Source organism: Gemella sp. 27098_8_149 (assembly GCF_041433745.1).
GTDB lineage: Bacteria > Bacillota > Bacilli > Staphylococcales > Gemellaceae > Gemella.
The window spans coordinates 1-14,798 of the sequence record NZ_JAPWCB010000016.1 but is presented as its reverse complement, the minus strand read 5'-3'; the positions used below and the strand labels follow the sequence as shown (position 1 = coordinate 14,798).

The 14,798-nt window shown below is 29.9% G+C and carries 13 protein-coding genes; 4 read left to right on the top strand and 9 right to left on the bottom strand.

The genetic code is table 11. The features are described from left to right. Positions 1-8: 8 nt before the first annotated feature. From rpsR to O3801_RS06950, 7 genes are all read right to left on the bottom strand, one after another. Positions 9-257 carry a 30S ribosomal protein S18 gene (rpsR, locus tag O3801_RS06980; protein ID WP_003144201.1) on the bottom strand — a complete coding sequence of 83 codons (249 nt, stop codon included), beginning with the start codon at positions 255-257 and terminating at the stop codon, positions 9-11. A gap of 23 nt (positions 258-280) precedes the next feature. Beyond that, a complete protein-coding gene (locus tag O3801_RS06975) occupies positions 281-853 on the bottom strand; it encodes a single-stranded DNA-binding protein (RefSeq protein ID WP_294683236.1) in 573 nt (190 codons plus the stop codon). A gap of 13 nt (positions 854-866) precedes the next feature. Next, the gene (rpsF, locus tag O3801_RS06970; protein WP_003144346.1) at positions 867-1,154 is read right to left on the bottom strand and encodes a 30S ribosomal protein S6; all 288 of its coding nucleotides are present in this window, start codon (positions 1,152-1,154) and stop codon (positions 867-869) included. A 279-nt stretch (positions 1,155-1,433) separates the two neighbouring features. Then, complete coding sequence (locus tag O3801_RS06965; RefSeq protein WP_294683235.1) at positions 1,434-2,669, bottom strand: MFS transporter; 1,236 nt, start codon at positions 2,667-2,669, stop codon at positions 1,434-1,436. A 196-nt stretch (positions 2,670-2,865) separates the two neighbouring features. Further along, positions 2,866-5,679, bottom strand: a complete 2,814-nt coding sequence (locus O3801_RS06960) for a DEAD/DEAH box helicase (protein WP_294683234.1) — start codon at positions 5,677-5,679, stop codon at positions 2,866-2,868. A 20-nt stretch (positions 5,680-5,699) separates the two neighbouring features. Next, a complete protein-coding gene (gene folP, locus O3801_RS06955) occupies positions 5,700-6,503 on the bottom strand; it encodes a dihydropteroate synthase (RefSeq protein ID WP_294683233.1) in 804 nt (267 codons plus the stop codon). A 272-nt stretch (positions 6,504-6,775) separates the two neighbouring features. Next, a complete protein-coding gene (locus O3801_RS06950) occupies positions 6,776-8,128 on the bottom strand; it encodes an MATE family efflux transporter (RefSeq protein WP_483299483.1) in 1,353 nt (450 codons plus the stop codon). Between the two features lie 621 nt (positions 8,129-8,749). On the opposite strand from O3801_RS06950, the gene O3801_RS06945 reads away from it, so the two are divergent. Then, positions 8,750-9,028: a type II toxin-antitoxin system RelB/DinJ family antitoxin gene (locus O3801_RS06945; RefSeq protein ID WP_294683232.1), complete on the top strand. Its 279-nt coding sequence runs from the start codon at positions 8,750-8,752 to the stop codon at positions 9,026-9,028. Then, a complete protein-coding gene (locus O3801_RS06940; RefSeq protein WP_294683231.1) occupies positions 9,018-9,341 on the top strand; it encodes a type II toxin-antitoxin system RelE/ParE family toxin in 324 nt (107 codons plus the stop codon). Before O3801_RS06945 ends, O3801_RS06940 begins: the two co-directional genes overlap by 11 nt. A gap of 50 nt (positions 9,342-9,391) precedes the next feature. Here the strand turns inward: O3801_RS06940 and O3801_RS06935 are convergent, their stop codons facing one another. Next, entirely contained in the window at positions 9,392-10,228 is an 837-nt protein-coding gene (locus O3801_RS06935) for an SDR family oxidoreductase (protein WP_294683230.1), read from the bottom strand. A 383-nt stretch (positions 10,229-10,611) separates the two neighbouring features. On the opposite strand from O3801_RS06935, the gene O3801_RS06930 reads away from it, so the two are divergent. Continuing rightward, positions 10,612-12,027 carry a bifunctional folylpolyglutamate synthase/dihydrofolate synthase gene (locus O3801_RS06930; RefSeq protein ID WP_371454495.1) on the top strand — a complete coding sequence of 472 codons (1,416 nt, stop codon included), beginning with the start codon at positions 10,612-10,614 and terminating at the stop codon, positions 12,025-12,027. A gap of 283 nt (positions 12,028-12,310) precedes the next feature. Here the strand turns inward: O3801_RS06930 and O3801_RS06925 are convergent, their stop codons facing one another. Next, entirely contained in the window at positions 12,311-13,183 is an 873-nt protein-coding gene (locus O3801_RS06925) for a helix-turn-helix transcriptional regulator (protein WP_294683228.1), read from the bottom strand. Positions 13,184-13,565: 382 nt separating this feature from the next. Here O3801_RS06925 and O3801_RS06920 point away from each other — a divergent pair, with 382 nt between their 5' ends. After that, positions 13,566-14,744 (top strand): MFS transporter, encoded by a 1,179-nt coding sequence (locus O3801_RS06920; protein WP_294683227.1) that lies wholly within the window; start codon positions 13,566-13,568, stop codon positions 14,742-14,744. Positions 14,745-14,798 lie beyond the last annotated feature (54 nt).

Sequence of the window (14,798 nt, the reverse complement as noted above, 5' to 3'; positions counted from 1 at the left end):
TTTTATTCTTATTTTTCGTCTACTACGTATGGTAAAAGTGCCATGTGTCTAGCTCTTTTAATTGCTGTAGTTAACATTCTTTGGTACTTAGCTGAAGTACCTGTTACACGACGTGGTAAGATTTTTCCACGTTCAGAAATGAATTTTTTAAGTAATTCTACATCTTTGTAGTCGATAAATTCTACGTTATTTTTAGTGAAATAACATACTTTTTTACGACGACGCATGTTGTTACGACGATTGTTAGTTACTGCCATTGTGCATGTCCTCCTATGTAATTTTAGTCTTCTTTAAACGGATTTACTACATCCTGCATGAAGTCATCATCTAGATTACTCGGGAAGTTTTCCCCAAAATCAGAGAATGATGAACTGTCATTAATAAAATCTTGCATAGCTGAATTAGCTTGTCCAAAGTTTTGATTAGTATTGTTGTTATAATAATTTTGATTATTGTTATTATACGCTGGTTGTGATTGAGGTTGATTAAAACTCATTGAGTCAAAACCATTGTTTTGTCTACTATGTGAGCTGTTTTTAGATTCAAGGAATTGAACACTTTCTGCTACTACTTCAGTAACATAAACTGTGTTCCCATCTTTACCTTGATAATTTCTAGTCTGTATTCTACCTTCAACTGAAACTTGACTTCCGCGTCCTAAGAAACGCGCCATATTTTCTGCTTGCTTTCTAAAAGCTACACAGTTAATAAAGTCTGTCTGTCTCTGACCATTTTGATCAGTGAATGTTCTGTTTACAGCTACTGAGAAATAAAGCATTGGAATATTCGAACTAGAATATCTCAATTCTGGATCCTTAGTTAATCTACCTACTAATACTACACGATTTACCATAGTATTTCACCTCTTATTTTTCTAATCTTACTACCATGTGACGGATGATGTCATCGCTAATTTTTGCTAAACGATCGAATTCTTTTGTAGACGCATCTGTTGCTGAAGTTAATTCTACTACATAGTAGTAAGCATCACTGAAGTCTTCGATTTCATAAGCAAGGCGTTTTTTACCTAAATCTTTAACTTCTACTGCTTCTGCACCTTCTGAAAGAATATTTACGAATCTATCAACCACAGCTTTTTTAGCTTCTTCATCGATACGTGGTTGAACAGCAAACATTACTTCATATTTTCTCATGTGTGTGTTACCTCCTTTTGGTCTTTGCGACTCTCTAATCTATTAGAGAGTAAGGAGTAATAAAATTACTCTAGCGACTATTATATCAAGTATAAAAATAAAAATCAACTAATAACTATATTTTTTGAAAATTTTTTTGGAATAATTTTTACGGAACTTTTTCATTACTTTTTATACTAAAAAATTCCCCTGTGAACTCTCTTTTTTATTCAATACATCCCCCACTTAACACGAAAAATAAAATATCCTCCTAGAAAACTCTAAGGGAATATTAAAAATTTACTCTTTAACTCTAAATGAATATACTAAGACTAAAATTAATAGTATTAATAAGCTATACAGAGCAAACGATGCACTAATTGCATTAGCGAAAAATAGTATTACCGTTGTTCCTATTGGGACAGAAATAGTAATTATCGTACTAAAAATACTATATATCGAAGTTTGTTTTTCCTCGGGTACTGATTGTAAAATCAATGCATCTAGTTTCGGGTTTGATATTCCTGCGAAGTAACCTATTACTATAGTTAAAATAACAAGTATAAATTTATTTTGCAATATCAATAGATTTCCTACATACATAATGAATAAAATTATTTCTAATATAGCATTATTCCTTAAACTCATGTTTTTATAAAAACTAATTTGGTAGACTCCTCCTGTAATTGTACTAAGTACTTCCACGATTTCTAATAAAGTAATAGTATAAGCTACATTTCCAAATAATAAGCTATCATTTTTTACTAAAATTACTAAAAGTAAGGCGAACATTGCGGATGAATAAAAATTCATCCCTAAAAATAGTATAACAAAATTATATATTTTCTTTATCTCACGAAGTATTTTAAAGTTTTCAATAGTATCCTTTAAAAATCTTTTAGTACTTACCTTCTCTTTATTCTCAACTTTAAAACTACCGATCTCATCTTTCATCGTATTTTTATATTTTGCCAGTATTAAAAATGCTATTAAGAATAGTGCTGCATTCAACATTCCAAAATATGAATAATTATAGCTTAAAAGACCTAAAACGAATACTCCAACAGCTTTCCCTCCAAGTGAGATTGTATTGTTTATAGAACTGATAAATGCCAATGCTTCACTAAGTTGTTCTTTACTCACTAACCTAGTATTTATCGACATTGATAAATAGCTGTTATACCCACCTAGAATATCTGCAACTACATTCACAAATACTAATACAATAAAAATCCACCATTGTATTCCATAAATACACACCAGAGCGAATAATGAAAATAATAAAAACTGATAAAATCTAGTAGACATTATTCTATCATACTTATCTTTTGTCTGATCTGCGACATATCCTAAGATAAACGAGATAATATAAGGTAATGTAGTGGCTATTGATACTATACTTACGGCTAATTCTGGATTCGGTAAACTCGTCGCGTAAATAATAAACGCAATATCAAATAACGTCCTCCCTGCATTCCCAAAAGCTAATGAAACAGTGAATAACCTATAGAGTTTGTTTTTCAAGAAAATATTCATTGAATATCACCTCCTATATTAGCTCTATTTTACATTAGCAGTGGCGAATTTTCAATAAATTATATATTTTTTTTTGAAAATTTAAAATATTTATCATTCAACTTTATTTTCACCACAATTAATAAAAAGAGCAACTAAATGAACCCCTAATTTTCTAGAACTCAAATTCACTTTAGTTACTCTTAATGTATTATTTTTATATCCTATCCCTCGTGAAGTATTCATACATATCTTCACGAATTGGTGTCTGTATTTTATAGAAGAATTGGATTACAGTATCTCCGCTTCTTTCTCTAGCTACTAATTTAGGCTCTCCTGTTGTCTTCATCTCACCTAGGAAATAAAATATTCGTGCACCATCTTTATCATCTTTATTTTTCCTCATAAATAGACAGATTTTTGTTTCATCATTATAGAAATAATCGCACTCTTTCGATTCTAAATTTCTTCTCGGCTTCGACATCGAAGTAAATCCATTATCCGGTAAAAATCCATGTGTGTAATCACGGTTAAATGAATTTTCATCAATATCGTAGTTAATAAACACTGGCAAAGTCTTCGTTCTTTCATCGTATTTATAACCACCTATAGCTAGTGGCACGTAGTTTATGCCCCATGAGAATAATTTACAAATATCCTCAAAACTATATTTCTCATACAATACAAAATTAGTATCTTTGTATAAATTATCCTTGTAATATTTATTATATCTGTAAATTCCATAATCTACCAAATCTAATAATAATTCCCTAAAGATCTCTGATTGTAACTGTTCTTCGAATTCCTTAGACATTTTTATCTCAGCTGAACTCTCATCTAAAAATATACAATCATGAAACTTCTTCTTAGTGACGCTACTAGTTACGAAATTGTTAGTAAGTATCTTCCTACTGACATCCAATTCATAGTCAGCGATAAACTTATTGTAGTCTTTCAACATTATTTCTTCAAAATTTGTAAGAACACTACACTTCTTATCATCTAATAACAAACGTAGAATTATAAGTTCCTCTATTTTTTTACTCAAGATTAAATTAGTAGAAACAAAGTTCAGCATATTCTCTGCCGTCTTCGTCAGTTTCCCACTATATTCAAACTGTTTTTCCTTCTTAGTTAAAAATGAATAATAACTTCCAGCTACTTCGAAAATCTTTCTAATATCTATAGCATCATAGTCCTCAAAGTCTAAATACGTAGGTATTCTTCCTAGTTTATTTTTAAGCTTATTATACTCATCAGTAACAAATAACCACGTGTTTAACTTCACATTGTCTATCGCACTATAAATTCTCTGTTTAGAGATTTCATCGAAATGAATAGTCGACGTTCCAGGAATATACCTAGTCCCTTGAGATAAAAACTTCCTTACGGTATCTTTGTCATAACTATTATCTCCAGATAAAGCTACAGGAATTAAAAAGTTATTTTTGTAATTTGCGATAAAATCTATTATTACTACAAAGTCCTTATCCGCAGATTTTCGCAAACCACGACCTAGTTGTTGAATAAAGATAATTGAACTTTGAGTAGGTCTTAACATAATTACCTGATTAACCTCAGGAATATCTACACCTTCATTGAAAATGTCTACGGTAAATATATAATCTAGCTTCTCTCCATCATTCGCAACTAACTTAGCAATCTCCTGTTCGCGTCGTTCCTGACTATCTTCACCTGTTAAGCTAGTAGTATTATATCCACGCGCATTGAACTCCTCACTAAGTACCTTAGCTTCTTGTTTCGATGAACAGAAAACTAGACCCTTTACCCTATCTCCTGAATAACCATAATAATTGATCTTACTTATAATATGTTCAACACGTTCATCAGATACTAAATTTGAAAAATCGCTCAGTTCGTCAATAACCTTACCATCAACCTCTAAATCACTAATACCAAAATAATGAAACGGACATAATAGTGAATTTTCCATCGCTTCTTTAAGACGAACTTCATAGACAATATTATTATTAAACAATTCATAAATATTAAAACTATCCGTTCTATCAGGGCTCGCCGTCATTCCTAGATAAAATACGGGTTTGAAATAATCCATCAATCTTAGATAACTATCCGCTCCTGCCCTATGTACCTCATCTATTATAATTTCATCAAAATGAGTATCATTAAAACTCTTAAAAATATCTTCTTTAGACATAGTTTGAACTGTAGAAAAAATAAAATCCGCTTCTATATTTTTCTCTTTACCTGTAAGAAGACCATAACTACGGCTAGTTCCAAAAATAGTCTTAAACGTCTCCAGCGCCTGACGAGCAATCTGTTCCCTATGAACGATAAACAACAATCTCTTAGCATCTATACTCCTCATCGCAAAAGCAGCCGCAAACGTCTTACCAGTTCCTGTCGCAGAAATTAGAAGCCCTTTGTTATCTTGATTACGAAGTTTTTCGAAATTTTCTATAAAACTCCTTTGCATCTTATTCGGTTTAATTTCCTCGGAAATAATTTTCTTAGTAACCGTCTCAATCTTATTACTAGCGAATTCTTCGACATACTTATCTTTTATTTCAGAGTAAGACTTGGCTTTCTTCCATAAGCTATTAAACTCATCTAAGATATTTTCCGTTAAAGCCCTATCTCCCTCAACAAAAGTATTCCATTCTTTATTTATCGTAAGTGCAGCACTCGTTAAATTCGAGCTTCCCATCAGCACTTTCCATGAGTCATCTCGTCTAAATAAATAACCTTTAGTATGGAAACCATGCTTATTTTCTACACAGTCATAAATCTTTAGAGAAATATTTTTAAAATTAGATAATTTCTCTAATACTTTAGGAGTATTAAAATATAAATAATTCGTCGTTAAAATTTTTCCACGGATGTTTTTTTCTTCTAAATTCTTCAAAGTTTGAAGTAAACTAGTTAAACCACTCTCAGAAATAAACGCCACACTGAAAATAAATTCATCGCATGTTTCTAATTCACTCTCAAGCGTACTAAGAACTTTCTTCGCTTCTAAATGATTATTATAAACAAATGTATTCTTCATTTTAACCTCCTTCTATTAGATTAGCCATTAATTATTTCATAAGTTATTAGGGCTTCTTTCATAACATTTACATTATGAACACGCACCATTCTAGCTCCTCGTTTTACCGCTTCTAATGATAAAGTAGCACTTACTATATCTCTATCTTTCGGATTACTATTTCCACCTAGTACATAATCTGTAGTTCTCTTTCTACTCACCGCATATAAGATTTCACAGCCTAATGAATTAAGTAACTCTAGTTTTCGTGTAATTTCTAGGTTAGCTTCTGCAGTTTTACCGAATCCCATTCCAGGATCAACAATAATATTTTCTTTCTTCACACCTGCATTTAGACAAATATCAACACTTTCACCAAGTTCACGTACAACTTGTTCGATTTCATTCCCTTCTTCTACACCACCATTGTGCATAATGAAGATTGGAATATCATGTTTAGCAGCTACTTCTGCCATAGTACTTCCTTTTGCTCCATTTACATCATTTAGTACATCTACTCCTGATTCAATCATGTATTCAGCTACATTAGGTTTATATGTATCAACACTAAAGCACACATCAGGAAATGTTTTTCTTAAAGTTGGAAATACACTTTGCAGTCTAGCAAGTTCATCTTCTTCACTAACTACAGTCGAACCTGGACCAGTCGATTCCGCACCGATATCAATAATATCCGCACCTTCAGATATCATCTTACGAACACCTTCAATCGCAGCTTCCACATCGTAAAAATCTCCCCCATCCGAAAAAGAATCTGGAGTAAAGTTCAATATCCCCATAATTAAATATTTTTTTTCATTTAATAATTGTTTTAATTTATTCATTCTGTCACCTTTTCGATTATTTTTAAATACCTTACTATTATATCACGTGACTATGGGGTTTGCAGTAAAAAAGGGAGTGACTCAAAAATCGTGATTTTTTAGAGTCACCCCCGCACAGTTTATTAGATATCTAGAAAGCTTTCATAAAGCGAATTTAGATATCAATAAACCACTGCGTCTATGTGTTATCATATACACTTTTTAATATTTAGGACTTTTAGATCAGCCCCATTACTTCTATATCTTATCACTTGGACGCTAATTCTAATTCTCTATTCACTCTTTTTCTTCAATGAACGAATAACTGGTTCTTTTCTAAATGCATAATACAACTGAGCAGCCATTACGACCCATAGAATAGGTTCAACAAATATTACTCCTAAATACCCTGCACTTGGAATAATAAATATTACAAATAATATTTTCCCTAGCATTTCTATAATACTTGAAACCAGTGGCATCATCTTTTGACCTAAACCTTGAAGAGCATTTCTTAATACTAAAAGTATAGCTAAAAATGGATAAAATGCAGAACTAATCTTAAGGTATAGTGAAGCCTGGTAAATTAATTCTTCATCATTACTTCCCGTGATAAGTTCATTTAAATATGGACTTGCGAAAAATAGCGTAATACAGATGAAGACTGACCAAATTATCGTAACAAGCGCACCTTTACGTAATCCTTTAACTATACGACTATACTGTCTTGCTCCAAAGTTTTGCGATGTGAAAGTCGTTATAGTCGCACTCATTGATCCTACTGGAAGCAGTGCGAACATCATTATTCTTCTAGCACTCGTCTGAGCACTAATAATTACTGGACCTAAAGCATTAATCGACGTTTGTAAGATTACTGTACCAATCGAAACAACGGAAAACATAAGTCCCATTGCCAAACCTTGACTAAATAAATCAGAATAAAGTTTTTTATTCCATGTGAAATGTTTTTTTGTTGGAATTAGAAATGGTGTTTTTCTACGAATATAGTTAAAACATAATACTGCAGAAATACCTTGTGAGATAATTGTTGCAACTCCAGCCGAACGCACACCCATATGTAAATATGCAATAAAATATATATCTAATACAGTGTTAATAATTGCTGAAAAAATTAAGAAATATAATGCAGCCTTACTATCTCCAACTGCTCGAAGTAGTCCCGCACACAAATTGTACGCAAGAGTAACACCTACAAATACTACTATAAGATAACTATACTCATAAGATTGAGTAATAATATTACTTGGTGTCCCTAATAATTTTAGTAATGGATATAAAGTAAAATTACCTAATACAGCAATCACAATACTCAAAACTCCACCTATAACAAAAGTGGCAGCTACAGCACTCTTTAACTTCTCATAGTTTCCTGCACCATAATGCCGAGCAATAACTATACCCATACCATTTCCTATACCTAATGCAAAACCAACCACAAGTTCAAATATCGCAGCCGTAGCTCCAACAGCAGCAAGGGATTCTTCTCCAAGGAATCTACCAACAATCATAATATCTACCGTATTATAGAGTTGCTGAAAAATATTTGCTATCATAATCGGTATCGCAAAAGCAATCATCGCCCGTAAAATCGGACCTTCTAATAAATTAACTGATGTTTTTTTCATAAATAATATTATAGCACTTTGAGGTAGAGATTCAAGAAATAACTTGAAAACTATTCTGAAAATGGAGAAAGGCCCATCTTTCGATGGACCATATATTATGAAAAAAAATATTATTAAGTTTTGTTATATTTATATTATATCCCACTTACCTTACATGAACTTTAGACTATAATTAAAATGAAATTAAAGTTGAAAAATTTTGAAAATACTACCCAGAAATGGAGAAAGGCCCATCTTTCGATGAGCCATATATTATGAAAAAAAATATTATTAAGTTTTGTTATGTTTATATTATATCCTACTTACCTTACATGAACTTTAGACTATAATTAAAATGAAATTAAAGTTGAAAAATTTTGAAAATAATTCCCAGAAATGGAGAAAGGCCCATCTTTCGACGAGCCATATATTATGAAAAAAATATTATTAAGTTTTGTTATGTTTATATTATATCCCACTTACCTTACATGAACTTTAGAATGAAATTAAAATGTAATTAAAATTTTTATTTTCATTATTATTTAAACTCAATTATATAATAGATATATTCCCTCTTATATTTTCGTTGTTTGTGTTGACAATAAACGAAGAAATGGTATAATCAAATAAAGAGGTGATATTATGCCAACAACCAATCTAAATATACGAACAGATAGAATTATTAAGGAAAATGCAGATAAAATATATTCTGAATTAGGATTAAGTATGACAACAGCTGTTAATTTATTTTTACGAGCTACTATTAGAGCAAATGGAATCCCTTTTGACTTAAAATTATCAGCTGATAAGGAGTTATCAGAAGCTAAACTATTATTAGAAGGTATTGAAGATATCAAAGACAATAAACTTATCGATGGAGAAAAGGTTCTTTCGAATTTAGAGAAAAAATATGGAGTATAAATATCAATTTACTTCACATGCAGAAAAAGATCTTGATGATATCCTATCTTACCTTGAATTTACCGTAGCTAGCCCTACAGCAACTAAAAACTTTTTAAAAAAACTTCGATTAACATTAAGCAATATATGTTTATTTCCGAATAGTTATAAATTAATTCAAAATAAATATATAAATAATATTCACATTAGAAAAGCTTTAGTTATGCAATATATTCTTTATTACTCTATCGATTCTCTAAATAATAGGATTATAATAATTCGATTCTCTCATAGTGAACAAAATGAAGATGATTTCTTCAAAAACAATAAATAGAGACAAGGTGACTTTGTTATACATTGTCACCTTGTCTCTATTTTAAATCTCTAGACTATATACTCCTCTAAAAGTTGCTCTATTGATGTTGCTGGTCTACCTAATACTTTTTCTATATCTAGTGAAACTCCTTCTTGTTCACCTTTTTCTATAGCTGTATACGTACTTACCCATGAATCATATTCCCATTGTTCCGCTTCCCATTTTTGACGAGATTTATAGGCTTCTTCTACTGTTTCATTGTAATATGTGATTTCCTTACCTATTTTTTTACTAACAATCTCAGCAATCTCACTCATCGATAAATTTCGTGGTCCTGTTAAGTTTAATACTTTGTTTTTATATTCTTCTGTATTTAACATAACTGCTACTACCATATCCGAAGCATCTTTACGTGCTACTGCAGATACTAAACCATCTCCTGCTGGTCCTCGAAGTTCTCCATATTCCAAACACATATCTAAAAAGAAATCTAAATAAAAATTATCTCTAAGAAATGTATATTGTAAATCTTGTTCTTTTATGTATTTTTCTGTTTGATAGTGATCTCGTGATAAAGTAAATGTCGCATCTTCCTTATTATTATAGAATGAAATATATACAATATGTTCTACTCCTGCTGTTTTAGCTGCGTCTATAAATCCAATGTGCTCTTCTACCCTTTTAGCATTTTCCTTCGCTGATACCATTAATAATGTTTTTACTCCAGTTAATGCTGCTCGACTTTCTTCACTATTCTCGTAACTTGCTTTTCTTATTTCTGCATTACTGTATTTCTTAGCTTTCATAGGATTTCTTGCAATATGAACAGTATTTATCCCTCGTTCACTTAAAACTTTTGCTACTCTTCCACCTAATTTTCCTGTTACACCTGTTATTGCTATCATGTTGTTCTCCTTTTTTATCTCTAACTTCTTCACTAATTATACTAGCATACTAAGAATTAAAATTAAAGTACGCACTTTTTTGTATTGGGAGTGACTCAAAAATCTTGATTTCTTAAGAAACAAGATTTTGTAGAGTCACCCCCACACAGTTTATTAGACATCTAAAAAGCTTTTATAAAGCGAATTTAGATATCAATAAACCACTGCGTCTATGAATTCTCTTATTGACTTTGTTAAATTTTAGAACTTTTGGAACAGTCCCTAGTTAAATCCCTCCATTAAAATCACCAAAATTATATTCTTTACAATTCATCTTTATCATTATAAAATTAAGTGTATATTATTAGAAATGTTGGTGTTTATTTATGAATTTGAATTGTAAAATGAAATTTGAGAAATATTTAATAGAAAATAATTTAGAAGATAAAAATAACATATTAGCACTTTTCAGTCAGTTAAATTTAGAACAACTTGCTGAAAAACTTCTAACTTTAGATGAAGATGAAGTTGTAAACTATGCAATTGAATGTGTTTGTGAAGAACTTCTTATTACTTCATCGTATAAAATTGAACGTACTGGTATGAAACTGGGTCTTCATAGAATGGAACATATTCTTGAGCTTTTCGATCACCCTGAAAAAGATCTTAGGGTAATCCATGTTGCCGGTACTAATGGTAAAGGATCTACTTGTTCTTATTTAAAGGATGTCTTAAAAACTAAGTATAAAGTTGGATTATACACAAGTCCTGGTATGCTGAGTTTTAACGATAGAATTCGTGTTAATGATGATTTTATTTCATATAAAGAAGCTTATCGATTATTTAAATTGGTTCAAGAAACTTATGATCAAAATAATCCAGATCCAAGTGACAAACTGTCATTCTTTGAATTTATCACTGGTGTGGCTCTATTATACTTTAGAGATCAAAAAACAGATTTCGTTATTATGGAAGTTGGTCTTGGCGGAAGATATGATGGAACAAATATTTTTAAAGAAAAAGTATTATCTATTATTACAAAAATCGGCCTAGATCACACTGCTATTCTTGGAGATACTCTTGAAAAGATTGCTTATGAAAAAGGTGGAATTATTCAAGAAAATGATAATGTTCTAATTTATCCTGCTTCTAAAGGTGTCATAAATGTAATAAGAGACATTTGTGAAGAAAAAAATGCTAGCTTAAGTATTTTAAACGAAGGTGATATTGTTGTAAATAAAATCGAAGCTAGGGGTAATGAATTTTCATATAAAGGTGTAGACTATTCTACAAAAATGGTCGGTGCTCACCAGATTTTTAACGCATCTTTAGCTTTAGAAGCACTATCTAACCTGAAAAAACGCAATATTATTGATATAGAAGATAAAATTATAAAAGAAGCTCTAAGCAAATCAGTTTGGGTAGGACGTTTAGAGTGGATCCGTGAAAATATCCTTCTAGATGGCGCGCATAATAATGATGGTATTGATAGTTTAGTAGCTTACCTAGATAAGCAAAAATTCCCTAAATTGAAGATTCTACTTGGTATTCTTGAAGACAAAGATTATAAAGACATGATTGAAAAATTAAAAACTATTCCAGCTGAATTCTCAGCAACTAAAGTTCCAATCGAGATTAAAGAATCAAATCTTGATAATCTAGTAAAAAGTTTTGGCGATACTCATGTTACTAAATATGATAATTATGAAGTTGCTTTAAACAATATTATCCCAAATCTAAAAGATGATGAAATTCTTCTAATTACAGGTTCACTTTACCTTATCTCAGCGGTAAGAGGTGAAATATTGGAGAAATACTAAAATATATAAAGCAATCCAGAGTATAGCTTTAAAGCTAATTCTGGATTGTTTTACATCATTATAGAATAATTTGAAAATAGAAATAATTAAACACAGTGGCAGACCCAAAAGGTCTAAATTTAAAAAAGTGTGCATTATAACTCATAGACACAGTGGTTTATTGATATCTAAATTCGCTTATATAAAAGCTTTTTAGATATCTAATAAACTTTGCAGGGAGATTCGATAAAATTTAGTTCTACGAGATCATAAATTTTTAATCACTCCAATAATTAATCAGAATCTATAGAATTTCTTCGCTCACTTTCTCCTTCAACTTTGATAGATATGATAACGTCAGTCCCTTCATATACTCATTATTTTCTAGCATAAAAATATTTATAGCCTTATTACATGAATCTATGGCACTGTCTATTAATTTCTGCTCTTCGAATAATTTTGATTGTAAAAAATAATTATCACCTAACATATAAAATGATTTAATACTTAAAGCTCTTGAGATAGCTAGTGCATTCCACTTAGTAGCTTCTTCTAGCTGTTGTATCATTCCATAAATCCTTGATATTGAATAATAGAAAGGTTGTTCAAAACTTGTTCCTTTAATAACATCAAGATAAGGTAATACCAATTCATAATATTTCTTAGAACTTAAAAAATCTTCTCTTTCTGAATGAAAATTCCCCAAAGTATTACAGATTTTACAATATAAAAGAGAGCCTATTTCAACTTTTTCTCTAAGAGATTCCAACTTTTCTATAGCAACATCCAGTTTACGTTCTATTTGATACAGTAAAATAGATTTTAACCACTGTACATGTAATAATTCTTCTTTATTTAATGATTCTAAATTTATAGATTTCACCAAAACTGATAAGGTTTTATAATCTCTTTTTACTAACATTTCTTCTAGCTCATAGAAATCAAATGATAAATCTTTTACATTCGTCATATCTAAAGAAAATAGATTTGCTATGTCTTCCATTGGTATACAAAGTTTTTTTATGATTTTAAAAAATATATCAACTGATGGAGTTATTTCTCCTTTCTCTATCCTACTAATAACAGTTTGCGTACATATTCCTTCTGCCAACGTCTTCTGTGACAACTTTAACTCTTTACGTTTTGTTTTAATTAAATTAGCTAATCTAGTTTTCATAACAACTCCTAAATATATACTATTATATTTCCATTAAAAATATAATAACACATACTCTCATATTATACAATCATTCTTTTTAATAATTAGTTCTTTACGAATATTTCGCTGTATTTTTAAATACTTTAGTTTTATATTTTATGCTTATTTTAATATTTTTGTTGACTTTTTCTTTATCTAATGCTAATATTGTTTTAATATATAAAACGAGGTGGTTACTTATGATAAATAATATATTTTTTTCAAACTACTCCAAATATTTGTTAGTAGAATCCCCTATTTCCAATAAAAGATTAGGTATTTCTAATAGAAATTTCGAAAAACTAGAAATTTCAAATACTATTGGCAAAAATTGCAAAATATTGTTCGAAGGTGAATTATAATGACTAATTTATTAAAGAAAAATATTTTAGTGTACTATATTTCAATAATACTGATTTCACTAACAAAAGCATTACCTCACTCGATTTTAACTTTAATATTATTCGAAAAGGGACTAACTATTGCTAATATAGCAGTTGTTCAGGCTATGTATAGTTTAGCTATATTATTATTTGAAATCCCGAGTGGATTATGGGCTGACTTATATTCTCGTAAACAACTATATATTCTATCAAACGTCATGTTATTGATAATGTGTCTTTTAATTTATTACAGTCATAATTATTATCTCATTTGTTTTATCTGGTTCCTATATGGGTTTTCTGAGTCGATTAATAGCGGTACAATAGAAGCAACCATCATTAATGATATAAAAAAAGAAAATAATTCTAAGGTACACATTAATAGATTTATAAAATTATCTAATCAATTTTCCTTAGTAGCGGTGATTATTGGCAGTCTATTGGGATCATATTTATATTTTAATTATGGTTTGAAATTTTATTTTCTATCAGTCGTTCTTTGTTTCTTATCCATATTAATAATCTCTATCTTTTTTAAAGAATACAGTACACCAATGCTTAGAGAGAACTCTTCTCTAAAACAACAGGTAAAAGTTAGTATATATGAACTTAAAAAATCCAGAGAATTAAAATTACTATTTATTCTAAGTATAGTAAATCAAGTGTTTTTCCAAACTCACTTTCAATTATGGCAAGCATTGTTCTTAGAAAAAGGTTGGAGCAGCAGCAAACTATATATTCTATATATATTATTTCAAGTATTAGCAATATTAGCCTATTCTGTTCCAATTCTAAATTTTAATAATGGACAAAACCGCCTAAAATTCTTACTAATATTTTCTATCGTACCACCATTATTTTTACATGTATCTAATATTTATGTGGCCCTACTCCTTTATACATATAGCGTCTTGGTTTTCACAGTTATTGAATATATATTAACTAATAATTTTGCAAATAGAGTAACAATCCAAAACATTAGCTCATTAACTTCAATGAAATCAAGTCTCTCAAGAATATCGGCAATAATCATCTTAGTGTCTTCTAGTTATTTTTTAAAGATATATTCTGTTCAATATATTGTTACTTTTAATTTCCTACTTTCTCTAATATTACTAATAGGTATTTCTATCTTTTATAAAATAAAAAACACTTAACAAATAATAGACAAATCTTGTACAAAAAAGAACCGGCATCTCTGCCGGTTCTTT